This window comes from Streptomyces sp. NPDC001002, assembly GCF_053599215.1.
Genome location: NZ_JBSFLV010000026.1, coordinates 65,651 through 92,432 on the forward strand (window position 1 = coordinate 65,651; position 26,782 = coordinate 92,432).

Annotated in this window: 26 protein-coding genes and 1 pseudogene; 6 read left to right on the forward strand and 21 right to left on the reverse strand. The window is 71.3% G+C overall.

The genetic code is table 11. From position 1 onward, the window contains the following. Positions 1-6: 6 nt before the first annotated feature. Entirely contained in the window at positions 7-774 is a 768-nt protein-coding gene (locus ACWDR3_RS14810; RefSeq protein WP_450352868.1) for an SDR family NAD(P)-dependent oxidoreductase, read from the forward strand. Positions 775-863: 89 nt separating this feature from the next. Here ACWDR3_RS14810 and ACWDR3_RS14815 read toward each other — a convergent pair whose 3' ends face one another. Genes ACWDR3_RS14815 through ACWDR3_RS14830 form a run of 4 tightly spaced genes read right to left on the reverse strand, consistent with a single transcriptional unit; the run spans position 864 to position 5,075 of the window. Next, a complete protein-coding gene (locus ACWDR3_RS14815; protein ID WP_450352869.1) occupies positions 864-1,649 on the reverse strand; it encodes an enoyl-CoA hydratase/isomerase family protein in 786 nt (261 codons plus the stop codon). Position 1,650: 1 nt separating this feature from the next. Next, positions 1,651-2,739 (reverse strand): acyl-CoA dehydrogenase family protein, encoded by a 1,089-nt coding sequence (locus tag ACWDR3_RS14820; RefSeq protein WP_450352870.1) that lies wholly within the window; start codon positions 2,737-2,739, stop codon positions 1,651-1,653. After that, positions 2,726-3,619, reverse strand: a complete 894-nt coding sequence (locus ACWDR3_RS14825) for an acyl-CoA dehydrogenase family protein (RefSeq protein ID WP_450352871.1) — start codon at positions 3,617-3,619, stop codon at positions 2,726-2,728. The genes ACWDR3_RS14820 and ACWDR3_RS14825 overlap by 14 nt, the downstream gene beginning before the upstream one ends. After that, positions 3,597-5,075 (reverse strand): class I adenylate-forming enzyme family protein, encoded by a 1,479-nt coding sequence (locus tag ACWDR3_RS14830; protein WP_450352872.1) that lies wholly within the window; start codon positions 5,073-5,075, stop codon positions 3,597-3,599. The genes ACWDR3_RS14825 and ACWDR3_RS14830 overlap by 23 nt, the downstream gene beginning before the upstream one ends. A gap of 97 nt (positions 5,076-5,172) precedes the next feature. On the opposite strand from ACWDR3_RS14830, the gene ACWDR3_RS14835 reads away from it, so the two are divergent. Next, positions 5,173-6,201 carry a 2Fe-2S iron-sulfur cluster-binding protein gene (locus tag ACWDR3_RS14835; RefSeq protein ID WP_450352873.1) on the forward strand — a complete coding sequence of 343 codons (1,029 nt, stop codon included), beginning with the start codon at positions 5,173-5,175 and terminating at the stop codon, positions 6,199-6,201. 12 nt (positions 6,202-6,213) lie between these two features. Here ACWDR3_RS14835 and ACWDR3_RS14840 read toward each other — a convergent pair whose 3' ends face one another. The 4 genes from ACWDR3_RS14840 to ACWDR3_RS14855 all read right to left on the reverse strand — a co-directional run bounded on the left by ACWDR3_RS14840 (position 6,214) and on the right by ACWDR3_RS14855 (position 10,256). Next, positions 6,214-7,248: a CaiB/BaiF CoA transferase family protein gene (locus ACWDR3_RS14840; RefSeq protein WP_450352874.1), complete on the reverse strand. Its 1,035-nt coding sequence runs from the start codon at positions 7,246-7,248 to the stop codon at positions 6,214-6,216. Then, on the reverse strand, positions 7,245-8,201 hold the full coding sequence (locus ACWDR3_RS14845; RefSeq protein ID WP_450352875.1) for a TIGR03564 family F420-dependent LLM class oxidoreductase: 957 nt from the start codon (positions 8,199-8,201) through the stop codon (positions 7,245-7,247). The genes ACWDR3_RS14840 and ACWDR3_RS14845 overlap by 4 nt, the downstream gene beginning before the upstream one ends. Before the next feature lie 14 nt (positions 8,202-8,215). Beyond that, positions 8,216-8,605 carry a cobalamin B12-binding domain-containing protein gene (locus ACWDR3_RS14850; protein WP_450352876.1) on the reverse strand — a complete coding sequence of 130 codons (390 nt, stop codon included), beginning with the start codon at positions 8,603-8,605 and terminating at the stop codon, positions 8,216-8,218. A 70-nt stretch (positions 8,606-8,675) separates the two neighbouring features. Further along, positions 8,676-10,256: a methylmalonyl-CoA mutase family protein gene (locus ACWDR3_RS14855; RefSeq protein WP_450352877.1), complete on the reverse strand. Its 1,581-nt coding sequence runs from the start codon at positions 10,254-10,256 to the stop codon at positions 8,676-8,678. Between the two features lie 92 nt (positions 10,257-10,348). Here ACWDR3_RS14855 and ACWDR3_RS14860 point away from each other — a divergent pair, with 92 nt between their 5' ends. Beyond that, a complete protein-coding gene (locus ACWDR3_RS14860) occupies positions 10,349-11,383 on the forward strand; it encodes an enoyl-CoA hydratase/isomerase family protein (protein ID WP_450352878.1) in 1,035 nt (344 codons plus the stop codon). Next, positions 11,373-12,899, forward strand: a complete 1,527-nt coding sequence (locus ACWDR3_RS14865; protein ID WP_450352879.1) for an amidohydrolase family protein — start codon at positions 11,373-11,375, stop codon at positions 12,897-12,899. Before ACWDR3_RS14860 ends, ACWDR3_RS14865 begins: the two co-directional genes overlap by 11 nt. On the opposite strand, the gene ACWDR3_RS14870 is transcribed toward ACWDR3_RS14865, so the two are convergent. The 8 genes from ACWDR3_RS14870 to mftA form a co-directional block, all read right to left on the reverse strand. Further along, positions 12,862-14,217 (reverse strand): CoA transferase, encoded by a 1,356-nt coding sequence (locus ACWDR3_RS14870; protein ID WP_450352880.1) that lies wholly within the window; start codon positions 14,215-14,217, stop codon positions 12,862-12,864. The two genes, ACWDR3_RS14865 and ACWDR3_RS14870, sit on opposite strands and share 38 nt — an antisense overlap. Then, positions 14,214-15,650: a mycofactocin biosynthesis glycosyltransferase MftF gene (gene mftF / locus ACWDR3_RS14875; RefSeq protein WP_450352881.1), complete on the reverse strand. Its 1,437-nt coding sequence runs from the start codon at positions 15,648-15,650 to the stop codon at positions 14,214-14,216. Before mftF ends, ACWDR3_RS14870 begins: the two co-directional genes overlap by 4 nt. Before the next feature lie 83 nt (positions 15,651-15,733). Next, entirely contained in the window at positions 15,734-16,528 is a 795-nt protein-coding gene (locus ACWDR3_RS14880; protein ID WP_450352883.1) for a mycofactocin-coupled SDR family oxidoreductase, read from the reverse strand. 33 nt (positions 16,529-16,561) lie between these two features. Then, a complete protein-coding gene (gene mftE, locus ACWDR3_RS14885; RefSeq protein WP_450352885.1) occupies positions 16,562-17,254 on the reverse strand; it encodes a mycofactocin biosynthesis peptidyl-dipeptidase MftE in 693 nt (230 codons plus the stop codon). Continuing rightward, positions 17,251-18,435, reverse strand: a complete 1,185-nt coding sequence (gene mftD / locus ACWDR3_RS14890) for a pre-mycofactocin synthase MftD (RefSeq protein ID WP_450352886.1) — start codon at positions 18,433-18,435, stop codon at positions 17,251-17,253. Before mftD ends, mftE begins: the two co-directional genes overlap by 4 nt. A gap of 35 nt (positions 18,436-18,470) precedes the next feature. Beyond that, positions 18,471-19,709 carry a mycofactocin radical SAM maturase gene (gene mftC / locus ACWDR3_RS14895; RefSeq protein WP_450352887.1) on the reverse strand — a complete coding sequence of 413 codons (1,239 nt, stop codon included), beginning with the start codon at positions 19,707-19,709 and terminating at the stop codon, positions 18,471-18,473. Beyond that, on the reverse strand, positions 19,706-19,987 hold the full coding sequence (gene mftB / locus ACWDR3_RS14900; RefSeq protein ID WP_450352888.1) for a mycofactocin biosynthesis chaperone MftB: 282 nt from the start codon (positions 19,985-19,987) through the stop codon (positions 19,706-19,708). Before mftB ends, mftC begins: the two co-directional genes overlap by 4 nt. Before the next feature lie 38 nt (positions 19,988-20,025). Beyond that, positions 20,026-20,160 (reverse strand): mycofactocin precursor MftA, encoded by a 135-nt coding sequence (gene mftA, locus ACWDR3_RS14905; RefSeq protein WP_450352889.1) that lies wholly within the window; start codon positions 20,158-20,160, stop codon positions 20,026-20,028. 82 nt (positions 20,161-20,242) lie between these two features. On the opposite strand from mftA, the gene mftR reads away from it, so the two are divergent. Next, positions 20,243-20,872 (forward strand): mycofactocin system transcriptional regulator, encoded by a 630-nt coding sequence (mftR, locus tag ACWDR3_RS14910; RefSeq protein WP_450352890.1) that lies wholly within the window; start codon positions 20,243-20,245, stop codon positions 20,870-20,872. Here the strand turns inward: mftR and ACWDR3_RS14915 are convergent. Both ACWDR3_RS14915 and ACWDR3_RS14920 read right to left on the reverse strand, forming a co-directional pair. Then, complete coding sequence (locus tag ACWDR3_RS14915) at positions 20,869-21,447, reverse strand: PadR family transcriptional regulator (protein WP_450352891.1); 579 nt, start codon at positions 21,445-21,447, stop codon at positions 20,869-20,871. The genes mftR and ACWDR3_RS14915 overlap by 4 nt on opposite strands. Positions 21,448-21,487: 40 nt before the next feature. Next, entirely contained in the window at positions 21,488-22,369 is an 882-nt protein-coding gene (locus ACWDR3_RS14920; RefSeq protein WP_450352892.1) for an SGNH/GDSL hydrolase family protein, read from the reverse strand. 187 nt (positions 22,370-22,556) lie between these two features. Here ACWDR3_RS14920 and ACWDR3_RS14925 point away from each other — a divergent pair, with 187 nt between their 5' ends. Further along, positions 22,557-24,728: a hypothetical protein gene (locus ACWDR3_RS14925; RefSeq protein ID WP_450352893.1), complete on the forward strand. Its 2,172-nt coding sequence runs from the start codon at positions 22,557-22,559 to the stop codon at positions 24,726-24,728. Positions 24,729-24,938: 210 nt separating this feature from the next. On the opposite strand, the gene ACWDR3_RS14930 is transcribed toward ACWDR3_RS14925, so the two are convergent. The 3 genes and pseudogenes from ACWDR3_RS14930 to ACWDR3_RS14940 form a co-directional block, all read right to left on the reverse strand. After that, positions 24,939-25,802, reverse strand: coding sequence for a fructosamine kinase family protein (locus ACWDR3_RS14930; RefSeq protein WP_450352894.1), 864 nt, complete (start codon positions 25,800-25,802; stop codon positions 24,939-24,941). A 15-nt stretch (positions 25,803-25,817) separates the two neighbouring features. Further along, a complete protein-coding gene (locus ACWDR3_RS14935; protein ID WP_450352895.1) occupies positions 25,818-26,360 on the reverse strand; it encodes an NUDIX domain-containing protein in 543 nt (180 codons plus the stop codon). Positions 26,361-26,438: 78 nt separating this feature from the next. Continuing rightward, positions 26,439-26,782 (reverse strand): annotated as a pseudogene (locus tag ACWDR3_RS14940) (MFS transporter); the annotation flags it as partial.

Here is a 26,782-nt window from a genome sequence, read left to right on the forward strand (position 1 = left end):
GTCGCGATGCAGGTTCAGGGCACTTCGGCACTCGTGGTCGGCGGAGCGGGCGGGTTGGGCGAGGCCACGGTCCGCCGACTGCGCGCGGCCGGGGCGGAAGTGGTCGTCGCGGACCTGGCCGACGACAAGGGCAAGGCTCTGGAGGAGGAGCTGGGCATCCGTTACGTGCGCGCGGACGCGACCGACGAGGACGAGGTACGCGCCGCCATCGACCAGGCCAACTCCCTTGCCCCGCTGAGGATCTCGGTCGACACGCACGGCGGTCCCGCGAGCGGCGGACGCCTGATCGGCCGGGATGGCGAGCCCTTGGACCTCGCCGGTTTCCGCCAGACCATCGACATCTACCTCACCGGCGTCTTCAACGTGCTCCGCCTGGCCGCCGCCGCGATCGCCCGCCACGAACCGCTAGACGCGGACGGCGGCCGGGGCGTCGTCGTCAACACCGCCTCCATCGCCGCGTACGAGGGCCAGATCGGCCAACTCCCCTACGCCGCCGCCAAGGGCGGGGTCGCCGCCATGACCCTGGTCGCCGCCCGCGACCTCTCCCCCCTCGGCATCCGCGTCGTCACCATCGCCCCCGGCACCTTCCTCACCCCGGCCTACGGCAAGGCGGGCGACCAACTGGAGGCATACTGGGGGCCACAGGTGCCACACCCGAGGCGGATGGGCCGCTCGCCCGAGTTCGCCGCCCTGGTCCAGCACGTGTGCGAGAACGACTATCTCAACGGTGAAGTGATCCGTCTGGATGGGGCGTTGCGGTTTCCGCCGAAGTGAGTCCGCGGCGCGGGTAGACCGCTTCCGAAGTGAGCTCGCAGCACCGGAAGTCCGCCTCGGAAGTCAGGAGCACCGCCGGGAAGCTCGCTTCACCCCGTCCCGCCCGCCAGCCGCTCGATGCTCGCCCTGAAGTCCTCCGACTGGAAAGACAGCTCCTCCGCCGTGGTGGCGAAGTCGAGTGTGGCGAGGACCGCGCGTTCCAGGTGCATGTTGAGGAGGCGTTTGGTGCTCTCGGCGGCCTGGCGGGGCAGACCGGCGATGCGCTTCGCGCAGGCCATGGCCTCGGCGAGGGGGTCGGTGACGACGTGGTTGGCCAGGCCCAGGGCGACGGCCTTGTCGGCCGGGATGCGGGCGCCGGTGAGGGCGTACTCCTTGGCGAGGAGCAGGCTGGTGTGCAGGGGCCAGGTGAGGGGGCCGCCGTCGGCCGCGACCAGGCCGACCTGGACGTGCGGGTCGGCGAGGTAGGCGGACTCGGCCATGTAGACGACGTCGCTTAGGGCGACCAGGCTGCAACCGAGGCCCACGGCGGGGCCGTTGACGGCGGCGACCACGGGGACACGGCAGCGGACCATGCCTAGGACCAGGTCACGGCCGTGCGCGATGGTCTTGGAGCGCAGGTCGGCGTCGCGTCTGATTTCGTCGAGGTAGGTGAAGTCGCCGCCGGCGGAGAAGGCCTTTCCCGCGCCGGTGAGTACGGCCGCGCGGGCGTCTCGGTCGTCGGCGAGGCGGGGCCAGAGGTGGGCCAGGCCGGTGTGGAGCGGGTCGTTGACGGCGTTGTAGGCGTCGGGGCGGTTCAGGGTGATGATCCGCAGCGGGCCGTCCGCGCGGACGTCGATCTCCTCCGGCATGCCGTACATGTTCTGACCGTCCGTCATGTCAGGCTCCCAGTCCGAGGATCCGCGCGGCGATGATGTTCTTCTGGATCTGCGAGGTGCCGCCCATGACGCTCTGTGCGCGGCTGTAGAGGTAGGCGCCGAGCAGTTCGGGGTCCTCGGTGCCGCCGACGGCCAGGGCCGCGTGTCCGACGGACTGTTCCACCCAGGTCATGAGCAGCTTGTCGAGCGAGCCCTCGGGCCCGTGCGAGACCCCGTCGAGCTGCTCGGACAGCCGCCGCCGAACATGCAGCCGCAGCATCTCCGTCTCTACGACCGCCCAGCCGAGTTCCGGCGGCAGCGCGCCCGGCGTGCGGTCCACCAACTCCCGGACGAGCTTGCCGTATCGGGCCGAGAAGCCGAGCGTGGACGGCTCCCGCTCGTGTCCCACGACCGTCATGGCCAGCGCCCAGCCCTCTCCGGGCGCACCCACCATCTGATCGGCGGGCACGGTCGCGCCCTCGAAGAGGACCTGGCCGAACTCCTTGGTGACCCCGCTCATCATCTTCAACGGCCGCTGCTCGATGCCGGGTTGGTCCATGGCGATGATGAACGCCGAGATCCCTTTGTGCCGGGGCACGTCCGGGTCGGTGCGGGCCAGCAGGAGACACCAGTCGGCCACGTCGGAGTAACTGGTCCAGATCTTGTGGCCGTTCACGACATAGGCGTCGCCCGCGCGAGTGGCCGTCGTCGTCAGGGACGCCAGGTCGGAACCGGCGCCGGGTTCGCTGAAGCCCTGGCACCAACGTTCGGTGCCGTCGATCATGCCGGGCAGGAAGCGGCGGCGCAGCTCCTCGCTGCCGTGCCGGCCGAGGCCCTGGACGAGGTAGCCGAGGCTGGGGCGGGCCGGAGCCGCTGCGCGGGCCAGTTCCTCGTCGAGGATGACGTCGTAGACCGGCGGCAGTTCGTGGCCGCCGTACGCCTTGGGCCAGGACAGTCCGAAGAAGCCGGCCGCGTACAGGTCCCGGTGCCAAGCGCCCTGGCGCGACCAGTACTCGTCACCGTCGGTCGGGAACGACCCCACCCGATCAGCCAGCCAGGCACGCAACCGCTCGCGGAACGCGGCTTCCTCGGGCGCGTCACAAAAGTCCACGGTCGATCTCCTCCAGGCGTACGGGGAACAGGTCGGTGGACGTCAACGCCCGGCGCAGATACACATGGGCGAGGCACTCCCACGTGTTGCCGATACCGCCGTGCACCTGCACGGCCGTCTCGCAGACGGTGCGGGCCGCTCTGGCGCAGTAGAGCTTGGCGATACGGGCGGCGCGCATCGCCTCCGGCGGCGGCAGTTCGTCGACCGCCCAGGCCGCGTGCCGCAACACGCTCACCGAACCCTCGATCAGGGCCAGCCCTTCGGCGAGGAGATGGGCAACCGCCTGGTAGGAACCGATCGTTCGGCCGTACTGCTCGCGGAGCCCCGCGTAATCGCAGGCGAGAGCATGAGCGCCACGGGCCGTGCCCACCAAGTCCGCGGAGGTGGCGACCAGGGCCAACGCCCCCCAGCGCTCCGCCACTTCGTCGGTGACCGTGCCGATCCGCTCCAGCGATCCGCGCAGTTCGGCGTTGTGCCTGGTGAGATCGGCGCCGGGGAAGAGAGCGCCGGTGTCGGCAGCCAGGAGTCGGTTGCCGTCCAGGGAAAGGGCCCGGGACATTCCGCGCGCATCGCGCGCCAAGCCTGCCACGACGACGGTCACCGACGCCTCACCCCGGGACAGGTCGTCGGCCAGTACTGGACCGAGGAGCGGTACATCGACCAGCCCGCGCCCGAACTCCTCGACGACCAACGCCACTTCGACTCCGGTCGCCCCGTCCGAGCGCAGCGCCCGCCAGCCCGTCGCCGCCACGGCCTTCTCCAGCCGGGCGATCCGCTCGCCGTCGTCCAGGTCGAGCACCGAACCGGGGCCGAGGTCGGCGGCCAACCGAGCGGCGGCGTCCCGGAGTTGGCGCTGTTCAGCTGTCAGACGGACGTCCATCACGCTCCTCGGAAAGCCGTTCCGGGAGAGGCTGTTGTTGGAGAGACCCTTCCTGGAGAAGCCCTTTCTGAAGAAGCCGTTCCTTGAGGACCCGCCGCAGCACCTTCCCGGACGGCAGCCGCGGGATCTCGCTCACGAACTCCACCCGCCCGGGCCGCTTGTAGGAGGCGAGCCGATCGCCGACCAACTCGATGAGTTCGGCCGCCTCCACCTGTCCCGACCTCTGCACGGCGGCCACGACCGTCTCCCCGTCGGCTCCGTCGGGCACGCCGAACACCGCGCAGTCGGCGACCGCCGGATGCCCGTGCAGCACGGCCTCCACCTCGGCCGGCGCCACCTGGAACGCCCGTACCTTGATCATCTCCTTGGAGCGGTCGGTCAGATACAGCCAGCCGTCCGCGTCGACGCTCCCGACATCACCGGTCCGGTACCAGCCGTCGTGAAAGGCGTCCGCGGTCTCCTCGGCCGGCAGGTACCCGGCCATCAGGGACCGCGAGCGCACCTCGATCTCACCCGTCTCACCCGGACCGACCACCGCCCCGGTCTCCAGCGACGTCACGCGCACGCTCACCCCGGGCACCGGACACCCCGCCGACTCCAGACGGGCTCCGTCCAGCGGGTTGCAGGCGATGACGGGCAGTTCGCTGGTGCCGTACGCGGGCACCCAGCCGATCCCGGTGCGCCGGGTGACGGTCTCGGCGATGCTCGGCGTCACCGGGGTCGCGCCCCACATCATGTGGCGCAGCGACGAGAGGTCGTACCGCTCCAGCTTCGGGTGGGAGGCGATGGCGAGCGCGATCGGCGCCACGACCATCTCGATGGTGATGCGGTCGAGCTCGATGTGGTGCAGCAGCCGGTCGAGGTCGAATCGGCGGTGCAGCCGGAACCAGGCGCCCGCCTCCAGGGCGGTGAGGATGTTGAGCAGCCCGAGGATGTGCGAGGGCGGGGTCACGACCTGGATGCGGTCCTCGGCGGTGAGTCGGAGCGCGGTCCGCCAGTGGCCCACGGCGGCGGCGAGCGAACCGTGCGTGTGCCGGACCGCCTTGGGCATGCCGGTGGTGCCCGAACTGAACACGAGCACGGCGTCGGATGCGGGATCGAGTCGCCCTGCCGGCCCGGTCGCCGGGGTGATCTGCTCGTCCAGGTGCAGCATCGGCATGAGGCCGGCGAGTACGGGGTGGTCGCCCACGGCATGGGCGGGCTCGGTGATCTCCAGAGCGTGTTCGACCTCGCCCCGCTTCCACGCCGGGCTGAGCAAGACCACCGCCGCGCCCAGCCGCCAGACGGCCTGTACGGCGATCACGAACTCCGGCCGGTTGGACGACATGAGCGCGACCCGCTCCCCCGCCCGCACACCCCGCCCCGCCAAGGTCCCGGCCAGCCCGTCCGCGAGAGCCGTCAGCTCGTCGCGGCCGTACTCCCGCTCCTCGAAGGCCAGCGCGGCCCGTTCACTCATCTCTCGTCCCCACCCATTGAGAGGGTCCCATCTGACTGGCGAGAATAGTATTCTCACTTCGATAGAACCTTGATACCAGAGCCCGAGGAGGGCGTCCATGGCGAGCCCCGCCCTGTTCCGCCGTGCGACCGTCGTCAAGGTCGTCGAGGAGACCAGCGACGCACGGACTTTCGTACTCGCCCCGCACGAAGGCCCGTTCGCCTATCAGGCAGGGCAGTTCTGCGTCTTCCGGGTCCAGGTGGACGGCAGGGACCTGCTGCGCTCGTACTCGATGTCGAGCGCCCCGGAGACCGACTCCGATCTGATGACGACGGTGAAGCGCGTGCCGGGCGGCAAGGTCTCGAACTGGCTGATCGACCACGTCGTCGAGGGCGACGAGGTCGAACTCACCCAGCCCAGAGGCCTGTTCTGCCTCCGCGAGGCCGCCACGCCGCTGCTCGGTTTCAGCGGCGGCAGCGGAATCACCCCGATCCTCTCTCTGGCCAAGAGCACCCTGGCGACGACCGATCGCAGCGTCCGCCTGCTCTGCGCCGACCGTGACCGGGAGTCGGCGATCTTCGACTCGGTGCTGGCGGAGTTGGCCGCCTGCCACCCCGGCCGCTTGACGGTCGTACGGCATCACGATGCCGCCCGAGGCTTCCTCGACGCCGACGGGATAAGGGAGTTCGTCGGGACGGACGCCGACGCGGACGCGTATGTCTGCGGTCCTGAGCCGTTCATGGAGCTCGTGGAGTCGGCGCTGCCCGGGCCCGGGCGGGTGTTCAGCGAACGGTTCGGCGGTGGTTCGCCGGCCACGTCCGCTACGACCACCACGGCCCCATTCGCGGTCAATGGGACGGCCTCGAAGGCTCCCGAAGAGACCGTCACCATCCTGCTGGGGAGCAAGCGCGTCTCTGTCCCGAAGCACCCGAACGAGACCCTCTTGCAGAGCGCCCGCCGTGCCGGTCTCACCCCGCCCTTCTCCTGCGAGGCGGGCAACTGCGCAAGCTGCATGGCCAAGTTGACGCAGGGCACCGCGACGATGCGGGTGAACGACGCACTGACCGAGGACGAGGTGGCCGAGGGCTACGTCCTCACCTGCCAGGGAGTGCCGGACGAGGGGTCGGTCACCGTCCACTACGAGTGAGTCGGCCAGGAGTCAGCCGTGCTCGCCCAGCCCGGGCGGCGGCCGGTACGCGGGCTCGTACCCGGCGACCCGCACCGGGCTGCCGACCAGCCGATACTCACCGGCCCGGACGATCATCTCCGGTGCGGCGTCCAGGGCTTCGGGCAGCGTGCGCACGGCCGCCGCCGGTACGCCCAGGGGGCGCAGTCGCGCCTCCCAGCCGCGTGCTGTGTCGGCACCGAGAGCCCGTGTGACGACAGCGAGGACCTCGTCCCGTCGGGCCGCCCGCTCGGCCATCGTCGGAAAGCCGTCGATCCCCGCCTCGCCGGCGAACGCCTTCCAGAAGCCGTCGTGCGTGACGAACAGCGCCAAGTGCCCCTCGGCGGTGGGGAACAACTGGGCCGGCACATAGTAGGAGTGCGCGCCGAAGGGCATCCGGCGCGGCTCGACCCCGTCGTTGAGATAGGCCGACGCCCGGTAGTTGAGCTGGGCGAGCATCACGTCCCGCAGGGCGACCTCGACCTGTCCGCCGCGCCCGGAGACGATCTGCGCGAGCAGGCCCAACGCGGCAGTGAGGGCTGCGGAGTTGTCGACCGAGGAGTACCCGGGCAGGGTCGGCGGCCCGTCGGGATGGCCGGTGAGCGCGGCGACGCCGGTCGCGGCCTGGATGACGTAGTCGAAGGCGGGATCGTCGCCCGCGTCGAGCCCGTATCCGGTGACGGCGACGCACACGATCCGCTCGTTGAAGCGGCGCAGGTCGTCGTAGGTGAGCCCGAGCCGGCGGATGACCGAGGGCTTGAGGTTCACCAGGAGAGCGTGTGCTTCGGTGGCCAACTCCCCTATCCGCACCCGCCCTTCAGGGGTGGTGAGGTCGAGGCAGATGCTGCGCTTGTTCCGGTTGATGCTGGCGAAATAGGCGTCGCCGACCTGGCGGGAGAGATCTCCGCCGGGCGGCTCGATCTTGGTGACCTCGGCGCCGAGGTCGGCTAGCAGCATGGTGGCGAACGGGCCCGCGAGGATGTGGCCGACTTCGAGTATGCGGATGCCGGCCAGTGGCCCCTCGGTCACCGGAGCTCCGCCGCGAGCGAGGCGATCATCTCGCGCGTGCGACGCTTGGAGGCGACGAGTTCGTCCCGCCCCTGACCGATCGGCAGCAGCCGTACGGACAGATCGGTGACGCCCGCGTCCGCGAACCGCTTGAAGCGCGCCGCGATCGCCGCCTCGTCGCCCGCCGCGCACAGGTCGCCGACGTCCCGGGCATCGCCGTAGTCCAAGAGCCGTTGGTAGTTGGGCGAGATTTCGGCCTCCCCGAGGATCCGGTTCGCGCGCTCGCGGGCCGCGTCGACCTCGGCGGGTCGGCAGAGGCAGACGGGTATGCCGGCGACGACTCGTGGGGCCGAACGCCCGGCCTCCTCCGCCGACTTGGTGATGCGGGGGACGACGTGGTCGGCGACGGCCCGTTCGTCGGCCATCCACAGAATGGTCCCGTCGGCCCGCTCCCCCGCAAGGCGCAGCATGACCGGCCCGAGGGCGGCGAGCAGGACGGGCAGCGGGGCGACAGGGGCGAGGTCGAGGGGGTTATGCACGGTGTACGTGCGGTTCTCGACGTCGATCGGGCCGGGGCCGTTGCGGGCCGCGTCCAACACGTCGAGGTAGTCGCGGGTGAGACCGGCCGGGTGTTCGTAGGGGAGGCCGAGCATGTCCTGGATGATCCAGTGGTGCGAGGGGCCGACGCCGAGGGCGAGTCGGCCTCCGGTCGCCGCCTGCGTGGACAGGGCCTGCCGGGCGAGGGCGATGGGGTGTTGGGCCTGGAGCGGCACGACCGCCGTCCCCAACTCGATCCGGGAGGTGCTAGCGCCCATCAGCGCGACGGCGGTCAACGCGTCGAAGTCCGAGGGGACTTGGGGCACCCAGGCGGTGTCCAGGCCGGCCGACTCGGCCCATTGCACGTCCGCGATCATCCGCGAGACCTTCCGCGCGGAGTCCCCCCGTTCGGGGCCGATCATGACACCGATCCGCACGTGCCCTCCAAGGTTCAGGGTGAGGTGAGGGCGCGTACGTCCGCCACCACGACGTCAAGGGGAGTTCCGGTGGGGAACACGGCGACGGCGCCCGCTGCCTTCAGACGCGGTACGTCGGCCGGGGGGATCGTGCCGCCGACGACGACCCGGATGTCGGCCGCGTCGGCGGCCTTCAACGCCTCGACGGTCCGGGCCGTGAGTGCCAGATGGGCGCCGGAGAGCATGCTCAGGCCGACCAACGCCACGTCCTCCTGGACGGCGGTCGCCACGATGTCGTCGACGCGCTGCCGGATGCCGGTGAAGACGACCTCGAATCCGGCGTCGCGCAGCGCCCGCGCCACGATCTTCGCGCCCCGGTCGTGACCGTCGAGACCGGGCTTGGCGATCAGAATGCGAACACCCATCAGTGCACCGCCAGTTGAGGGAGGTGGGTGCCCATCGGGATCAGCGCTACTGGCATGATGCGGATGCCCATCAGAACACCACCGGCTGCCGGAACTCGCCCCACACGTCCTTCAGCGCGGTCACCATCTCCCCGACCGTGCAGTAGGCGCCGGCGCAGTCGATGAGCGGGCCCATGAGGTTGTCGGTCCCCTCGGCGGCCCGGGCCAGGGTGGCCAGACGGTCGCGGACGGCGGCCGGATCTCGTTCGGCCTTGACGCGGGCGAGCCGCTTGAGCTGCACCTCGCGGCCCTTGGCGTCGAGTTCGTAGGTGGCGATGTCGGGGGCGGATTCGTCCTCGGCGACGTACCGGTTGACCCCGACGACGGGCCGGGTGCCCGCCTCGACGTCCCGGTGCACCCGATAGGCCTCGTCGGCGATCAGCCCCTGCAGATAGCCGTCCTCGATCGCCCGGACCATCCCGCCGTGCGCCTCCAGGTCGGCCATGATCTCGACGATCCGCTCCTCGGTGGCGTCGGTGAGCGCCTCGACGAAGTACGAGCCGCCCAACGGGTCGGCCACACGGGCGACTCCGGTCTCGTGGGCGAGGATCTGCTGGGTGCGCAGGGCGAGCGTCGCGGACTCCTCGCTGGGCAGCGCGAACGGCTCGTCCCAGGCCGCCGTGAACATCGACTGCACACCGCCGAGTACGGAGGCGAGCGCCTCGTACGCGACCCGGACGGTGTTGTTGCGGGCCTGCGGCGCGTACAGCGAAGCCCCGCCGGCCACGCACCCGAAGCGGAACATCGCCGCCTTGTCGGACCCGGCCCCGTACCGCTCACGCACGATGGTCGCCCAACGCCTGCGCCCGGCACGGTACTTGGCGATCTCCTCGAAGAAATCACCGTGCGTGTAGAAGAAGAAGGAGACCTGCGGTGCGAACTGATCGATCGTCATACGTCCACGGGCCAGCACCGTGTCGCAGTACGTGACCCCGTCGGCCAGCGTGAACGCCATCTCCTGCACGGCGTTGGCGCCCGCGTCGCGGAAGTGCGCGCCGGCCACCGAGATCGCGTTGAACCTCGGCACCTCGGCCGCGCAGAACTCGATCGTGTCGGCGATCAGCCGCAGCGACGGCTCGGGCGGCCAGATCCAAGTGCCGCGCGAGGCGTACTCCTTGAGAATGTCGTTCTGGATGGTGCCCGTGAGCTTGGCCCGGGGCACCCCCCTGCGCTCGGCGGCGGCCACGTAGAAGGCGAGCAGGATCGCCGCCGTCCCGTTGATCGTGAAGCTGGTGCTGATCCGGTCCAGGGGGATGCCCTCGAACAGCACCTCGGCATCCGCGAGCGTGTCCACGGCGACCCCGACCCGGCCGACCTCCTCGCTCACCTCCGGGTCGTCGGAGTCGTACCCGCACTGCGTGGGCAGGTCGAGCGCGACCGACAGGCCGGTGCCGCCCTGGGCCAGGAGGTAGTGGTAGCGCCGGTTCGACTCCTCGGCGGTGCCGAACCCCGAGTACTGCCTGAGCGTCCACAGCCGTCCCCGGTACCCGGAGGCGTAGTTGCCCCGCGTGAAGGGAAAAGCACCCGGTTCGGGCGGCTCGGCGACCCGGTCCGCCGGTCCGTAGACCGGTTTCAGCGGGATGCCGGACGAGGTCTGGGCGAAGTCATTCATCGCCGGATACGTTACTTACATAAAAAGAGAATGCCAATACCGTAAGAGAGAATCACATCCCATACTGCGGAGCAACGGGATACGCTGGGCGAATGGACCCGGTCGACGTCGACGAGGGGCTGATGATCGGCCCCGACGGGCGCCCGCAGGCTCCGCTGCGGCGCCTGCTTCTCGACGACTGGGGCGCCGGGGATCCCACCCGGGCCGCCGCTCTCGTCCGCGACTCCCCGGCCCTCACGATCGGCATCGCGACCCGCCGGCCACCGGACCGACTGCGCCCGCTACTGGAAGCACTGACGTTCACGCTCGTCCCCGATCGCCAAATGGACGTATCTAAGCGGACGTTGGTGCCCGTGCCGGACCCGCACAGGGCGTTCGCCGACGTGTCCTCGGCCGTCGTTCGCCGTCCGCAAGCGAGCCTGGCGCTGGGGCAGTTGCTGCGCCAGACGTCCTCGCTCGACACCCTTCAGGGGCTGGCGGCGGAGGCGGCGGTGTACTCGATGCTCCTGGGCGGGACGGAGTTCGGCGCTTGGCTGGCCGAGCGGGAGGCAACCCCGGCCCCGGCGACCGGCCACCCGCTCGTCCGCGTCGACCGGGACGGCGACCGGCTGTCGATCCTGCTCGACCGACCGCAGCGACGGAACGCGTTCAGCTTCCGGATGCGGGAGGAGTTGTACGCGGCACTCGAAGTCGCCCTGCTCGACGACACCGTCAAGGAGGTCGAAGTGACTGGCGCCGGGCCGGTGTTCTGCAGCGGAGGTGATCTCGCGGAGTTCGGCACGGCCCGGGATCTCGTTGCCGCGTACCTGGTGCGGCTGGACCGGGCGCCGTGGCGGTTGATCGACCGGATGCGAGAACGGGTGACTGTGAGGACGCGGGGCGCGGCGGTGGGCGCGGGCATCGAGTTCGCCGCCTTCGCGGGGCGGGTGACGGCGTCGGCGGAGACTTTCTTCCATCTGCCCGAGGTGGGGATGGGCCTTGTCCCGGGCGCGGGCGGGACGGTGAGCGTGCCGCGCCGGATCGGGCGGTGGCGGGCCGCGTGGATGGTGCTGAGCGGGGCTCGGATCGACGCGGAAACGGCGCTGCGGTGGGGGCTGGTGGACGAGGTCGAGGGCTATGGGCGGTGAGGTGCTCCTGCGCGGCGTGGAGATCGACTCTCTTCGGAGCGTGGCGGATGTGCGGCTCCGAGGAGGGATCGTCGCCGAGATCGGACCTCAACTCCGCTCTGGGGGTGCGGAGTTCGTCGTACGAGGAGACGGCGGCGCCTTGTTGCCCGGCCTCGCCGATCATCACCTCCACCTCGCGGCGATGGCGGCGGGCGAGTCGTCGTCGGACCTGACCGGGGTCTCGCGAGGCGAGCTCGCGTCGGTGTTTGCGCGGGCTGCGGTGGGCGAGGACGGGTGGGTACGGGCTGTCGGGTACGACGATGTGGTCCACGGGGCGCTGGATCGGGGCGTGTTGGACGAGTGGAGCGGTGGCGTGCCGGTGCGGGTGCAGCATCGGTCCGGGGCGTTGTGGGTGCTCAACTCGGCTGGGTTGGAGCGGCTTGAGCAGGCTGGGGACGGAGAACGGGGCGCTCGGGGCTCAGGCCGAGCAGGGCTGGACCGAGACTCGGGGCGAGAACATCCGGACGGCCTCGCCGGTCACGAAGGCATCGAGCGCGACGGCGCCGGCCGACCCACCGGACGCCTGTGGCGGGCCGACGCCTGGCTGCGGGACGTGCTCGGCGGGCGGCCTCCGTCGTTGCGCGCGGTGGGGGTGCGGCTGGCCGCCCTCGGTGTCACGCATGTCGCCGACGCGACGCCGGACACGGACGTGGGTGCGGGCGCGGGCGCGGGCGCGGGTGCGGGTGCGGGTGCGGGTGCGGGTGCGGCCAAGCTCGTCGCTGACGCCGTACGACAAGGTGAACTCCCCCAGCACGCCCTGCTGATGGCGGCCGACGCCGATCCGCCCGATCATCCCCGACTGAGCCTCGGCCCGGTGAAGCTCGTCGTCACCGACCACGCTCTCCCCGACCTCGACGGCCTCGCCAAGCGAATACGCCGGGCGCATGCCGTCGGCCGCCCGGTCGCCGTGCACTGCGTGACGCGCACGGCCCTCGCGCTCACCCTGGCCGCGTTGGACCAGGCCGGCGGGCTGGCCGGCGACCGCGTGGAACACTGCGCCGTCGCCGACCTCGCCGCGGCCGAGCAACTCGCGGCCCGGGGCATCCGCGTAGTGACTCAACCGACGCTCATCGCCCGGCGCGGCGACGACTACTGGGCCCGCGTAGACCCCGAGGACCGCCCCGACCTGTGGCGTTACGCCGGTCTGCTGCGTGCGGGCGTCCAGGTCGCCCCCAGCAGCGACGCGCCCTACGGCGACCCGGACCCGTGGGCCTGTCTGCGGGCCGCCGCCGCACGGACGACACCCTCGGGCCGGGTGCTCGGCCCGGCCGAACGGGTCGCTGCCGGAACCGTCCTGCGCGGGATGCTGTCACCACTGCACGACCCCGGCGGTGCCCCGCGCCGAGTCGCCGTGGGGCACCCGGCCGACCTCGTCCTGCTGGACCGGCCGCTGGCCGATGCAATGCGCGCACCGGACGCGAGTCAGGTGCGGGCCACCTTCATCGAGGGGCGGATCGTGTACGGCGACCTCGGGTGAGAGTCAGCTCGGCGAGGAATCGGTCGGTATCCACACCCAACTCCGGTGCACGCCCTACCGGTTGGGGTACACGCGGCGGCAATACCGCCTGACTGCGCCGGAGGTATCGACACTCCACGACGTCCCCCCGCACCGAATGCGGACCGTGCCCATCGGTCTCCGCTCCAGCGAAAGCGGCCGCCACATCCCTCATCGACACATCGATCAACTGCCCACCCCCACAAGCCAAAGACCCCAGCGCACCCACCGCCGCCACCATCCCCGTCAGCGGATCACCGACCGCGTCCGCGCAGAACACCGGCCGAACCGACCCACCCTGCGGACCGCCTGTCCAGCCGACCAGCCCACCCGCGACAGCCGCGTCATCACCGAACGCGACCCGCTCGGGCCGCCCACGCCCGTACCCGGTGATGCTCACCCACACCTTGCCCGCACGGTGGTCGAGTTGCTCCGGCGCCAACCCCAACTGCGCCAGCGCACGCGGTCGGGAGGCTTCGATCACGACATCGGCCGCGCGTACGAGGTCGACGAGCACCGCGCGCCCCTCGGCCGTGGCGAAGTCGACGGCGACGCTCTCGTGCCCGGCGTGCAACCAGTCGTAGAAGCGCGGGCTTCCGCTGCGGGCGCCGTCGGGGCGGCGGGTGCTCTCCATCTTCACGACCCTGGCACCGGCCAGGCCGAGCAGGTGTGCGCACAAGGGGCCGGCCCAGAGCGAGGAGAAGTCCACGACGAGCGCCCCCTCCAGCCGCACACGTGGAGCGGGTGAAGCGATGCGGACGACCTGCCACGGCGCATCAACAACCAAGGGTGCGTCCGGTAGCGAAGCAGCGGGAACCCCGAACATCCGCACGTGCGCGGCGAATTCACGTGCAGTCGTGGCTCGTACGGCCGTCCCGAGTTCCCGCCAGGGTTCCGTCACGTCGGCACGACCCAGGATGGCGGGGACGAGTTCGAGGTCGTCGGGGCGGCTGAGGGTGATCGCGCACCAGCCGTCCGAGGCGCGCAGCAATCGGGTCGCGCCGCCGGCCGACATACTGCCGCGCCGGGTCAGCTTCCTGGCACCGGCCCGGCCGGTGAGAAGGAGCGCCGGGTCGACCTGAACCCGGCGTCCCGTCTCCCCGCTCAGTGACTCCAACGCCCCACCGACCTCGTCCAGCAGCGACCACATCGACCCGGGCGACAACACGGGCGGGCCGCTCGCCTCACCCGTGAGCGCCATGGCGCCGGAGGCCGCCCAGTCGAGAAGAGCGCAGTCGGACAACCTGGCGGCCGGGAGAGGCAGTTCACCCACGGTGCGCAACCATCGGCGTACGCTCATCGGCCCTCCGGCCTTCGGACTCCCTGTTTCCGGGCATGCTGCCGCCGGATCTCGGGGAGCAGGCTTCGCACCGACCGCCCCCGGATCGCTCCCGCCCACAGCCCTGCCCCGTAGGCAATGTCGTCAAGGCGGCGGGCAACGACGAAGCGGACCGGGTCCATGTCCCTTGCCCTGCGCCGGTGTTCGAGGAGTCCGTCGGCTATCGCGGCCAGTGCGGCGGCCCGGCGTACTCGGCGTGAGACGAGGCAGCCGGCGCCGGTCAGCGGCCACCAGTGGCGCAGCAGTAGGGCAGCCGTCTGTTCGGCCGTTGCTGCCAGGGCCAGGCCGGTCAGGGAGGCCGCGAGTCGCCGCGGCTGCTCGGCACCGGCGGTCACTTCTCGGGCGTAACCGCGGCAGACGGTGCCGGCGACGACGGCGACCACCGGGACGGACCAACGGCGTTGCGCGAGCAGGGCGGTCGCCACCACCGCGGCCCAGGGGGTCAGGGTGGCCGGGGCGATCGCGGAGCCGTGCCGCTGGGCGAGGGCGTGCGCTCCGGAACCGTAATAGGCCTTGCGGGCAGCCCAGTTGGTAAGGCGGGTGCGGTGGTCGTGGCGGACGGTCACCGTCGGGTCGTAGCGGATCCGTCGTCCTTCGGCGGCCAAGCGCCAGATCAGGTCGACGTCCTCCCCGACCCGCAGGGTTTCGGTGAATCCGGCCCCGAGCGCGTCGACCCTGGCGACCAGGCAGGCGCTGGGGAGCCATGACACCCGTGAGCGTGGGTGCACGAGGGCGGGGTCGGGGCCGAGGTCCAAGGAGGAACGTGCCGCTTCGTACCGGGAGAGCCAGCCGGGGCCCGCGTCGGCCAGACCGAGGACGCGCGGGGCGACCATCGCCAACTCCGGGTCGTGGAAGTGACGCAGGAGGGTGGGCAGGGTGTCCGCGTCGATGACCATGTCGGAGTCGGTGAACGCTACGTACGGCGTGCGGACTTGGCGCAGGCCGGCGTTGCGGGCCGCCGCCGGGCCTCGGTTGATGTCGAGGACCACGAGACGGGCGGCATGGCGGGCGGCGACGCGGGCCACGGAGAGCGGGTCTCGCGAGCCGTCGTCGACCACGATCACCGGTGTGCTGCCGCCGAGGCCGTGCAGCAGGCGGTCCAACTCCCGTGGCCGGTCGCGGACCGGGATAACGACGGTGACCAAGGCGCCGTCCAGGGTGGGTAGTTCGGCGGCCACGGGGTTGGCCATGCCGAGGGCGAGGAGATGAGCCGCGAGGCGGGCTGTGGCGGGCGTGTCGATCCGGATCCGGCGGTGTGTCAGTAGCGGCACCGCACGGGGTGCTAGTCGTACGAGCCGGGGTGGGGTGCCGCCGACGAGGACCCGACCGTTGTCGTACTGCCGTACCTGGGGCCCGAGTTGAAGCACCACGCCGAACGGCAGGCCCGCTCCCACTCCCCCGCTCCCCCAGGACGAGCCGGCTCTCCCCCAGGACGAACTCGCCCCGCCACTCCTCCCCGGCGAGCCCGCCCCGGCGCTCATCCCCGGAAACCGCCTTCCGCGCTCATCACCGCTCCGTTGGCGACGCCGCCGCCCGGCGAGCAGCAGTACGCGACCAGCCCGGCGACCTCCTCCGGTTCGATGAGGCGTCCCTGGAGCTGGGACTCGGCGAAGTCCTCGACGTCATCGAGGCCGTAGAACCCGGTCGCCGCCGCCAACATGGCGGTGCGGGTCGAACCCGGGGACACGGCGACCGCGGTCACTCCGGTGTTGACAAGGTCGGCGGCGAGGCCGCGTACCAGGCCGACGACGGCGTGCTTGGCGGTGCCGTAGGCGCCCAGGTGGAAGAGGCCGCGGGTGCCGGCGGCCGAGGCGATGGCGACGAAACGGCAGCCGCTCGGAGCGGGTTGGGCGAGGAAGTGGGGTATGCAGGCCGCCGCCGTGTTCCATACGCCCATGACGTCGACGTCCCACAGGGTGCGGAGGTCGGCTTCCGGGGTCTCCCAGAGAGGCTGTCCGCCGCGGATGACGGCGGCCGCGGTGACGGCGGCGTCGAGTCGGCCGAAGTGCGCGACGGCCTTGGCGGCTGCCGCGTCGACAGCCTGCCGGTCGCGGACGTCGGCGACCTCGGTGAGCACCTGGTCGGGGTGTTCGGCGCCGAGTTTCTCCAGGTCCGCGCGGGTCGCGAGGGCGTACGGCAGGTCGTCGCCGGTGCCCTCGCAGCTGTCCAGGGCGAGAACGCCGTATCCCTCGGCACACAGGGCGCGTACCGTGGCCGCACCGATTCCGCGGGCGGCGCCGGTGACGAGGGCGACCCTTCGTTCTTCGGTCACGTTGGTGAGCCCTTCTCTTCAGTCACGGAAGTGCTACTTCTGCTCGGGCCACGGAAGTGCTTCTTCTGCTCGGGCCAGGAGTTCGGCGAAGAGCCGCGCACCCTCGGCGGCCGTGGCGGTCGTCGGATCGCCGAGCACGCCGGAGGGTGACACCGCGCGGACGCCGGAGGCGCGGAGGGCGGGCATCAACTCCGCGAGCGGGGCTGTGTTTCCGGTCTCGGCCCGCTTCAAGTCGACCAATTCAGGGGCGAGATGGAGCATTAGCGATGTCTCGGTGTGCCCGGCGTGCGCGTCGCCGTGCTCGGGGAAGCACGGAATCCAGGTCACCGCCCGCCCCTCCTCCGCGAGGCGGGCGACCACCGACGTCAGGCAACCGACGTTCCCGCCATGGGCGTTGACGATCACGACTCGGCCGGCCCAGAGCGTGAGCGAGCGGGCCAGCTCCACGAGCAGGAAGCCCAGGGCCTCGTTTCCGATGGACACCGTGCCGGGAAAAGCCTGGTGTTCGCCGCTGGCGGCGTAGACGACCGGCGGGGCCACCAACCACCGTTCCCCCGGCCGCCGTTCCTCCCGTCTCCGCGCCACCGCACGCGCCACGGCGTCGGCGATCCGGGTGTCGGTGTCCAACGGCAGGTGCGGGCCGTGCTGTTCGATGGAGCCGAGCGGCACCAGGACCGGCGGCCGGTCCGGCAGGTCCGTCCAGGTGAGGTGCGCCAGGTCGGTCATCGGTGCTCCGTGGCACCCGCAGTGCGGGTGAAGCCCGGGGGCAACAGCACGTCGGCCGGGCCGAGTTCGTGGATCGAGGAGCGGCCGAGTCCGCGCAGTGTGGAGTCGATGCCGCCGGCCATGATGTCGAGGACGTTCTCGACTCCGGCCTGTCCGGCGGCGGCGAGGCCCCACAGATAGGCGCGGCCGATCAGGACCGCGCGGGCGCCGAGTGCCAGTGCCTTGACGACGTCGCTGCCGCGCCGGACGCCGCCGTCGAGCAGTACCTCGACCTCGTGGCCGACGGCCTGGGCGACGCCGGGCAGCAGGCGGATGGGCGCGGGGGTGGTGTCGAGGTTGTTGCCGCCGTGGTTGGAGACCGAGAGGGCGGTGACGCCGATGTCGACGGCCCGGCGGGCGTCGTCGATCCGCGAGATGCCCTTGAGCAGGAAAGGGCCCTGCCATTCGTCCCGCATCCATCGGATGTCGTCCCAGGTGGGCGGCGGGGTGCCCATCCACTGCCCGTAGGCGCCGAAGAAGGCGGGCGAAGTCCCGTTCTCGTAGGTCAGGTTGGGGGTGGTGAGGTCGGGGAGGCTGCCGGAGCGGGCGTAGTCGAGGAGCCAGCCCGGCCGGGACAGGCCCTGCGGGGCCAGTTTCGTGAGCGCCTTGAGGTCCAGGCGCTCCGGGATCCAGGGGCTGCCCCAGTCGCGGCCGTGCGAGAAGGACCAGTCGAGGGTGACGATCAGTCCGGCCGCGCCGGCGGTGCGGGCCCGGTCCATGGTGCGGGTCATCGAGTCCTTCGAGCCCATCCAGTACATCTGGAAGAAGGTGCGCGGGTTTGCGGCGACGACCTCCTCGACCGGTTTGCTCGCGAAGGAGCTGAGCCCCATCGCCGTCCCGCGCGCGGCGGCGGCCCGGGCGACCGCCAACTCCCCGTCCGGATGCACGGCTTGGACGCCGGTGGGCGAGATGACGACGGGCAGCGAGATCTCCTGACCCATGACCGTCGTCGCCGTGTCGCGTTCGGCGGCGAGGTCGGCCACGTGCGGCGCGAGGCCCAACTCCTGGAAGGCGGCGGTGTTGTCACGGTAGGAGACGCCTGCCTCGGAACCGGCGAGCAGCGCGCTGTACACGGACTTGGGAAGCCGTCGCTTCGCCCGCCGCTGGGCGTGCGCGACGGTCTCGAACCAGCGGTTGCGCATGGGTGGCTGCCTCTCGCTATCGCTCGCGCGAAGGGTTACGGGAGTTCGGCGGGCCGGAATCCGGCGAGGGGGTGTTCGGCGCACGGGGAGACGGGAGGCGTTCGGGGGTCGTCGGGACGCCTCCCGATCGTCACGAAGACCGCCTCCGACTTGGCCGCCGGCGTACGACGGTGAGAGTGGTCCTGCCCCTGCGCGGGAACCGTACGTGCCGGATCCGCCAACCCCGTTTCCCCGTGCCCCCGCACGCACTCCGGGTCCGGTCCGTCCAGCGGCAGCCCGGTGAAGAACTTCGCCGCCATGCAGCCGCCCCGGCAGGAGTCGAAGGCCGAGCAACTGGTGCACGCGCCGCCGGTCTGCGGGTGCCGCAGGTCTGCGAAGAGCGAGGACTCGCGCCATACGCGGGTGAAGCCGCCCTCGTCCCGGACGGTGCCGGCCTTGAAGGTGTCGTGGATGGCGAACGGGCAGGCGTGGACGTCCCCCACCGGGTCGATCAGACACACCACGCGCCCGGCCCCGCACAGGTTCAACCCGGGCAACGCCCCGCCGTAGCCCGCCAGGTGGAAGAAGGAGTCGCCGGTGAGGACGTCCTCGCCGTGCTCCAACAGCCAGTCGTACAGCTGCCGTTGCTGTCGCGCGGTCGGATGGAGTTCGTCCCAGACGTCGGCGCCTCGGCCGGACGGGCGCAGTCGGGTGAGGCGGAGCTGAGCACCGTACTCGTCGGCGAGGTGCTTGAACTCGTCGAGTTGGCCGATGTTGTGCCGGGTGGCCACCACGGAGATCTTGAAACCACGGAAGCCGGCTGCCCTCAGGTGTCCCATCGCGCGAAGGGCGGTGCCGTACGAACCAGGCCCGCGCACGGCGTCGTTGACGTCGGCGGTGGCGCCGTCGAGGGAGAGTTGGACGTCGACGTAGTCGGAGGCGGCGAGGCGGCGGGCCGTGTCGGGGCTGATACGGACGCCGTTGGTGGAGAACTTCACGCCGACCTTGTGGGCGGTGGCGTAGTCGACGAGTTCCCAGAAGTCGGGGCGGACGGTGGGCTCGCCGCCTCCGATGTTGACGTAGAAGACCTGCATGCGTTCGAGCTCGTCGATGACCGACTTGCATTCGTCGGTGGTCAGTTCGCGTGGGTCGCGGCGGCCGGAGCTGGAGAGGCAGTGGACGCAGGACAGGTTGCAGGCGTAGGTCAGTTCCCAGGTGAGGCAGATCGGGGCGTCGAGGCCGTACTGGAAGTGGTCGACCAGGCGGGTCGGGCGCGGGGGTGCGGGGGAGGTCAAGGCGCCTCTCCTTCGGGGGAGTTCGTGCGCTGCACGATCATGTGGGAGGTCGCCAGCGTCTCCAGGGCGGCCCGGTAGCGCGTCAGTTCGTCGTCATGGATGCCGGCGGTGCGGCAGGCCGCCGTGGCGCTCGGCCGGTCGGCCAACAGGCGTACGGCGTCGAGGAGTCGGCGGTCCTTGAGGAAGGACAGGCGTCTGGTGCCGAAGTGGTAGAGCAGGGCTCCGAAGGGCTCCGGGCGTACGGCGACCTGCGGATGCAGGGCCCAGGCGCCGGCCATGTCGAAAGAGGGGCGAGTCGACATCGAGAACGGCCGGTTCAGTACACGCCGCACATGCCGTCGATGGAGACCTCCTCGACCAGGAGCTCCTCCTCCACGAGCGGCTCCGGTTCCTCCGCACCGGGAACCACAGCTTCACCGTCACGCTCCGGGTTCTGGATCGCATCAACCATGAGAAGATCCTTCTCTCTGCTGAATACTTCCGTTCTCTATTTCCGGGACGATAATTGCACCCGGTGCCGAAAGGAAGAGCGCGTGCCGGAATCGTCGAGTTCACCCACCACCGACCGGGCCGTCCGCGTCGGGCGCCGACCCTCCACATCCCGCGCCGAATTGGAGACACACGCGCTGCGACTGTTCTCCGCACGCGGCTTCGACGCGGTGACGGTCGAGGACATCGCGGGCGCGGCGGGCATCGGCCGCCGCACCTTCTTCCGCTACTACCAGTCCAAGAACGACGTCGTCTGGGGCGATTTCGAGGGCGAGCTGCGCCGACTACGGTCCACCCTCGCCGGCTTCCCACCCGAAACCCCGATGATGGACGCACTCCGCGAAGCGATAGTCGACTTCAACCGCCTGGACGCGGCCCAGATCCCCTGGCACCGCCTCCGCATGCGCCTGATCCTCGAAGTACCCGCACTCCAGGCGCACTCCACCCTCCGCTACGCCGAATGGCGCGCCGTAGTAGCGGAGTTCGCGGCCAACCGCGTCCACCAGCCCCCGGACGCCCTCCTCCCCCAGGTCATCGCCTACACCTGCCTCGGCGCAGCCGTAGCCGCCTACGAACAATGGCTACGCCAGGACGACTCCGCCCTGTCCGACTTCCTCGACGAGGCACTACGAGCACTCGGCCCGGGGTTCCAGGAGCATGAGCGACGGGGTTAGTCGTTCTCCGGAGACCTCGCCGCCGCCCGCCGGTCCAGCTTCCGTAGTACCTCTTCGCCCCACCGGAGGTTGCCCTGTTCCAGGCCGATGCCGCCGAGGAGGGTGAGGTACGGGCCGATGCGGTCCGTCTTGGTCAGGTACTCGTCCTCGTCTCGGCCGTCCAGCAGGCGTTCGCGTAGGCGTTCGTAACGGGCGAGTTTCGTGGTGGAGCGTTCCATGCGCTGGACGATGCCCGCTCGTACCGCCTCGGTGTCGCCGATGTCGATGCACTGGACCTTGACCATCAGTTCGTCCCGGATGGCCATGGGCTTGGCCGGGGTCTCCGACACGTACTGCCGGAGTACTTCGAGGCCGGCCTCGGTGAGGGAGAAGAGGCGCTTGTTCGGGCGGCGCTCCTGCTGGACGACCCGTGCGGAGACGAGGCCGTCGCTCTCCATGCGCTCCAGCTCCCGGTAGAGCTGCTGGGGCGTGGCCATCCAGAAGTTGGCGACCGAGGCCTCGAAGCCCTTCGCGAGGTCGTACCCGGACGCCTCGCCCTCCAGAAGAGCGGCCATCACCGCGTTGCGCAGAGCCATTGTCCCAAATTAACACCGCGTTGATTAGTCAAGGGGATGGCTATTGCGCCTTCGTGGGTCCGGGCTTCTCCGTCAGCCCGGACCGCTCCATGGGCCCGGACCTCTCCATGAGCCCGAGCTCCCTCAGGCGGCCCGCGATCAGCGGGCCGGCCGGGAGCAGTTCGGGTCGTTTGGCCTCTCGGCCGTCCCCGGAGGAGCGGCCGCGGATCCGGCGCCCGAGCCAGGGGCCCAGGAAGGAGCCGACCCAGCGCAGTTCGGCGCCGATGGCCCGCAGGCGGGTGGGGGTGTGCGGGTCGGCGGGCAAGGGGTGGGTCCAGGTGTCGTCGCTGCCCGGCAGGTCGAGCGCGTCGGCGACCGCCGCCGCGATGCGGGCGTGGCCGAGGGGGCTCGCGTGCAGTCGGTCGGGGCTCCACAGGCGGGGGTCGGTCAGGACCGGGTGCAGGCCGGTCTCGGCGAGCGCCACGCCATGGCGGCCCGCCGCCTGCCGGATGCGGTCGTTGAGGGCGGTGATCCGGGGTACGAGCGGGCGGGCCAGCGGAGTCATGCGGGCGATGTCGGGGAAGGTGACCGTCGCGACCCGGGCGCCCTGCGCGGTGAGCGCGGCGAACATCGCCTCCAGGTGGCCGGCCACCTCGTCGGCGTCGAAGCTCGGCCGGAGCAGGTCGTTGACGCCGGCGACGACAGTCGCGAGGTCGGGTTTCATCGCCAGCGCGGGCGCGAGCTGCTGGGCCCGCACCTGCCCGGCGAGGCTCCCGCGCACCGCGAGATTGGCGTACCGCACCTCCGGGTTGCCCGCCACGAGCAGCTCCGCCAGCCGGTCCGCACAGCCGCGCAGACCCTGTACGTCGTCGCCGTCGCCGAGCCCCTCGGTCTGGCTGTCGCCCAGCGCCACGTACCGCAGATATCCGTCCGCCACCGGCACGAGGTCCCCTTCCGCCGCCGTCGGAGCGCATCGCGACGACCGGATAGCCAATTCACCACCTATTCGCATTGTTGACTATAGAGGACGCTGCCCGATGGCAGAACACTCGACGGAAGACGACTCGGCGGAGAACGACTCGGCGGAAAACCACATGCGGCCGTTCGAACGCCTCTGCGACCATGCCGGAATGCCCCACCTTCTGGAACCGCTGGTCATCCGGCATGCTCACCGACTCCCCCTGTCCACCGGCCCGGCCGGTCAAGGGGACGTCGCCGCGCGGCAGTTCGACGCCGTCCTGATGTCCGTGGGCTTCAAGCTCTCGGCCGACCTGCTGGAACACCTGTCGGGACGCTCCGAGGGCACGGTCGTCGACACCGCCGTGCGCACGCTGCGCACGGTCCGCGAGATGGTCGGCGACCACGTCGCGCACAACGTCTACTTCATCGACTTCCCGGCCAACGTGCCCGACACCTTCGACTTCTGGATGCGCTGCATCACCGAGGCACTGGCCGACGACGCGTCCCGCGACCGCACGCTCGCCCAGCTGGAGAGCGGTCTGGTGAACCTGCTCACCCTGCCCTCCTACGGTACCTACCAGCACACGTACGCCGAAATGCTCGGCCATCACGACGAGTTGATCGCCGCGGCCGGCGACCGCCTGACCGTCCTGCACCTGGGCGGCACCGCGGACGACGAGGTCACCGCGCTGTACCTCGCGCTCGCGGGCAGCAGCACGCCGCTCAACGACGACGACCTCAGCGACCTCAAGGTGCTCGCCGCGCGCTGTGCGGACGGCCCGCAGCCGGAGGCGATCCCGGTCCGGGAGAACCGTGCCGTGGTCAACGAGGCGCGGCTGACGGCGGGTTCGGAGCTGCTCCTGGACACCGTCACCGACGTGCTGCGGCTGGCCTGCGCGCTGTCCGGCGGTGACGTGACCCTTCAAGAGCCCACCAGGTTCCGGACGTTGCCGCGCCCGGTCCGGCGCGCGCTGCTCGCCGGGCTGGACTCGGTCGTCGCGGCCGCCCCGGCCAAGCTCGCCGACGTCCACGCGCATCGCGAGCGGTGGAAGCGGCTCGGCGAGCGGCTGCACCCGCACGAGTACCCCCAATGGCCTTACGCCGCCCAGGTGTTCGCCGTGGCGCGGGGCGAGCAGGAGGCCCGCTCCTTCGACAGCCGTGTCGAGGAACTGCTCGGCATGCAGGACGTCCTCGGCGCGACCGAACTGCTCAGGTCCGCGCCGGGCAAGCTGTTCCGCTCCCTGGACCGGCTGCTGCGCACGGCGATCGACGACGAGGAGCGCGAGGCCGTGGTGGCCGCCGCCGAGCAGGTCGTCACGGAGGTGTCCGGCCGGGTCGTCCTGGCGGTGCGCGAGCACCTCCACAACCGGGCCGCGGACACCGGCGAACGCCGTGTCTTCGTCAACCGGCTCGGCCGCGCCTGGATCGCCGAGGACCAGCGGCCGCCCGTGCTGCCGGCCGAGCGCAAGCGTCTGATCACCGCCCTCGACGCGGAGATCGGCCGCCGACTCCCGGCGCCTGAGCGCCTGTTGGTCGACCCGGACGTTCTCGCCGTGGCGCTCCCGCTGTCCGGCCGGGCGACCGCGGCGGGCCTCGGCGTGCTGCCCCGCGGCTCGGTCACCCCGGTCGCGGGTGAGCTGCTGCGGTTCTTCGTCTACTGGAAGCAGGCCGAGGAGCGGACGGACTTCGACCTGTCGGCGGTGATGCTGGACGCCAAGTACCGGACGGTGTCCTGGCTGGCGTACACCTCCCTCACCCAGATCGAGGGCGAGCACTCCGGCGACATCACCGAAGCACCCGACGGGGCCTCGGAGTTCATCAACCTGCGGCTCGGCGCCGTGCGCAGCACGTTCATCGTGCCGCAGGTCAACATCTTCGCGGGCGAGGGCTTCGAGGAGGTCGAGGAGTCCTTCTTCGGGTTCATGCTGCGCGAGGGCGAGCAGAAGGGGCAGCCGTTCGAGGCGCGTACGGTACGGATGAAGTCGGAGCTGCGCGGGCCCGGCCGGGTCGCGCTGCCGCTGGCGTTCCGACGTGCGCGGGACGGCAGTTGGACCGCCAAGTGGCTGCACCTGTATCTGAAGGGCCTCCAGTCGGGCAACCGGGTCGAGGGCAACAAGGTGACGATCGCGACGGTCATGCGCGGCATCGTCGAACGTGAGCACATCGACGTCCGGTACATCGCCGATCTGCTGGCCGCTCGCGGGACGGAGGTGACGGTGTGGGACGGCGAGACGGTCCCGTCGACGCCCGTCACCTACATCGGCCTGGAGCAGCCCGACGGACTGCACCCGGACTCCGTGGTCATCACCCCGGAAAATCTGCGCGACTTGGTCCCGGCCTGACTGTTAGGGTTGCCGCAGGCGAGGCCATGAACGGACTTCCTTCTCAACTCCTTCTGAAACTAGTCCGTCCGCTTTCCTCGCCGCCGACCTCACACCAAGGGGCGCCGCACATCTCAACTGTGCGGCGCCCCTTGGTCGTTGTCATGCAGCCCCGCTCACGAGCCGTTGTCGCGCGAGCCCTCTCACGAGCCGTTCCCCCACCCGTCGTTCTCACCCGGCGCCGGCCGCCCGCGCCACCGCCAGTGCCTGCTCTGCGTACCCCCGCCCGAACAGCACCGCGTGCACGAGCAGCGGGAAGAGCTGGTGCAACCCGACCCGCTCCCGCCACCCCTCGGCCAGCGGCGCCACTTCCTCGTAGCCGTCCAGCACTTGGCCGAGGTACGGGCAGCCGAAGAGGTCGAGCATCGCGAGGTCGGTCTCCCGGTGCCCGCCGTGCGCGGCCGGGTCGATCAGCCAGACGTGCCCGTCAACTCCCCACAGCACGTTGCCGTTCCACAGGTCGCCGTGCAGTCGTGCGGGCGGCTCGGCCGGTCCCACGAGTTCGGGCAGCCGCTCACAGACACGCTCGACGAGGGCCGCCTCCGCGGACTCGACGATGCCCGCGTCCACCGCCTCGCGCAGATACGGCAGCACGCGGTGCTCGGCGTACCAGTGGGGCCAGTCGGTGCCGGGTTCGTTGCGCATGGGGGCGAGTCCGATGTACGCGGCGACCGGACCGCCGGGCGGCGGGGCGCCGAACGTGGGGGCGCCCGAGGCGTGCAGGGCGGCCAGTTGGCGCCCGAACCGCAGCGCCGCCTCGGCCGTGGGGCGGCCCTGCGGGACCCGGTCCGTCACCAGCCAGCGCGAGTCGTCCCCGTACACCCGCGGGACCCGGACCGTGCCGGCCTCGGCGAGCCAGCGCAGCCCCGCGGCCTCGGCCCGTACCTCGCCCGGTCCGTCGCCGCGCTTGACCACCACCGACCGGCCGCCGTCCAGGGCGACTTCGGTGAGCGCCCCGGTCATCCGGCGCGCACCGCTCACCGCGAGACCGGTGAGCCGCGCGGCCACGTCCGCGGGTTCCTCGGCGTCACTCACCGAGCCGCTCCCTTTTCAACCGCGCCACTGCCTCTCACCGCTCCACTCCCCGTCGCCGATCAGCTCCGCGCACCGTCTCATCCGCGACCGGTCCTCGCTGAACCAGCCCTGCCACGGTTCGTCAAGCGGGAGCCAGTCGACGGGTTGACCGTCCTCCGGAGTCAGACTCGTCCCGCGATCCACGACCGCGAGGTACGACACGCCCAGGACGGCGGGCCAGGCCGGCCGGTAGGAGCGGACGGTGGCGGTCGCGGGTGGTGGCAGGAGCTCGGCGTGGACCCCGGTCTCCTCGAAGAGCTCCCGTCGGGCCGCCTCACGGGGCGTCTCGCCGGGTTCCACCTTGCCGCCGGGCGGCACCCAGCCCCGCCACGGGTGCCGTACGAGCAGCACGTGGGTCAGGGCCGGGTCGAAGACCCACACCTCGGCGCCCAACGGCCCATTCGGCGCCGCTTCGGGGCCGAGCAGCCAGTCCAGGGCGTCGTCGTACACGGTCAGGGCCTGTCGGACGTCGGAGAGCGCGGCGTCCAGGGTGCGTCGATCGAGGGGGCGGGGAGTCATCCGGCGGAGCGTACGGGCCGCCACTGACAGTCGGTTCGACAACCGTCCGCCGGTGACGGCCCGTTCGGCCTGAGGGGACTACCGCGCGGAGTCCGTGGGGACCTCGTCCAGTGACCCCGCGGGCTCCGTCGTACCGCCGGTCTCCTCCTCCGGCCGCTCCTTCGCGCCGGCCCGGCGCCCGGGCAGGACCGCGAGGACGATCAGTGTCCCGGCGACCATGATGATGCCGCCGATGAGGCTGGTCTGGGCGACGCCGTGGGCGAAGGACTCGTGGACGGCGTCGACCAGGGCCGGCGCCTGCTGGGGGCCTCCGGCGGAGGGGTTCTTCGCGACCTGCTCGGCGACCGCGAGTCCGCCGCCGACCGAGTCCTTGGCCGTGTCCAGCGCGGCGGCCGGGAGACGGCCGCCGACCAGGTCGCCCA

What these genes read in the sequence shown, in the direction of transcription:
- ACWDR3_RS14810 (WP_450352868.1), top strand. Translation starts at nt 7, where the DNA reads ATGCAGGTTCAGGGCACTTCGGCACTCGTGGTCGGCGGAGCGGGCGGG.
- ACWDR3_RS14815 (WP_450352869.1), bottom strand. Translation starts at nt 1,649, where the DNA reads ATGACGGACGGTCAGAACATGTACGGCATGCCGGAGGAGATCGACGTC.
- ACWDR3_RS14825 (WP_450352871.1), bottom strand. Translation starts at nt 3,619, where the DNA reads ATGGACGTCCGTCTGACAGCTGAACAGCGCCAACTCCGGGACGCCGCC.
- ACWDR3_RS14830 (WP_450352872.1), bottom strand. Translation starts at nt 5,075, where the DNA reads ATGAGTGAACGGGCCGCGCTGGCCTTCGAGGAGCGGGAGTACGGCCGC.
- ACWDR3_RS14835 (WP_450352873.1), top strand. Translation starts at nt 5,173, where the DNA reads ATGGCGAGCCCCGCCCTGTTCCGCCGTGCGACCGTCGTCAAGGTCGTC.
- ACWDR3_RS14850 (WP_450352876.1), bottom strand. Translation starts at nt 8,605, where the DNA reads ATGGGTGTTCGCATTCTGATCGCCAAGCCCGGTCTCGACGGTCACGAC.
- ACWDR3_RS14855 (WP_450352877.1), bottom strand. Translation starts at nt 10,256, where the DNA reads ATGAATGACTTCGCCCAGACCTCGTCCGGCATCCCGCTGAAACCGGTC.
- ACWDR3_RS14860 (WP_450352878.1), top strand. Translation starts at nt 10,349, where the DNA reads ATGGACCCGGTCGACGTCGACGAGGGGCTGATGATCGGCCCCGACGGG.
- ACWDR3_RS14865 (WP_450352879.1), top strand. Translation starts at nt 11,373, where the DNA reads ATGGGCGGTGAGGTGCTCCTGCGCGGCGTGGAGATCGACTCTCTTCGG.
- ACWDR3_RS14870 (WP_450352880.1), bottom strand. Translation starts at nt 14,217, where the DNA reads ATGAGCGTACGCCGATGGTTGCGCACCGTGGGTGAACTGCCTCTCCCG.
- mftE (WP_450352885.1), bottom strand. Translation starts at nt 17,254, where the DNA reads ATGACCGACCTGGCGCACCTCACCTGGACGGACCTGCCGGACCGGCCG.
- mftD (WP_450352886.1), bottom strand. Translation starts at nt 18,435, where the DNA reads ATGCGCAACCGCTGGTTCGAGACCGTCGCGCACGCCCAGCGGCGGGCG.
- mftB (WP_450352888.1), bottom strand. Translation starts at nt 19,987, where the DNA reads ATGGCCGGCGCCTGGGCCCTGCATCCGCAGGTCGCCGTACGCCCGGAG.
- mftA (WP_450352889.1), bottom strand. Translation starts at nt 20,160, where the DNA reads ATGGTTGATGCGATCCAGAACCCGGAGCGTGACGGTGAAGCTGTGGTT.
- ACWDR3_RS14915 (WP_450352891.1), bottom strand. Translation starts at nt 21,447, where the DNA reads ATGGCTCTGCGCAACGCGGTGATGGCCGCTCTTCTGGAGGGCGAGGCG.
- ACWDR3_RS14925 (WP_450352893.1), top strand. Translation starts at nt 22,557, where the DNA reads ATGCCCCACCTTCTGGAACCGCTGGTCATCCGGCATGCTCACCGACTC.
- ACWDR3_RS14935 (WP_450352895.1), bottom strand. Translation starts at nt 26,360, where the DNA reads ATGACTCCCCGCCCCCTCGATCGACGCACCCTGGACGCCGCGCTCTCC.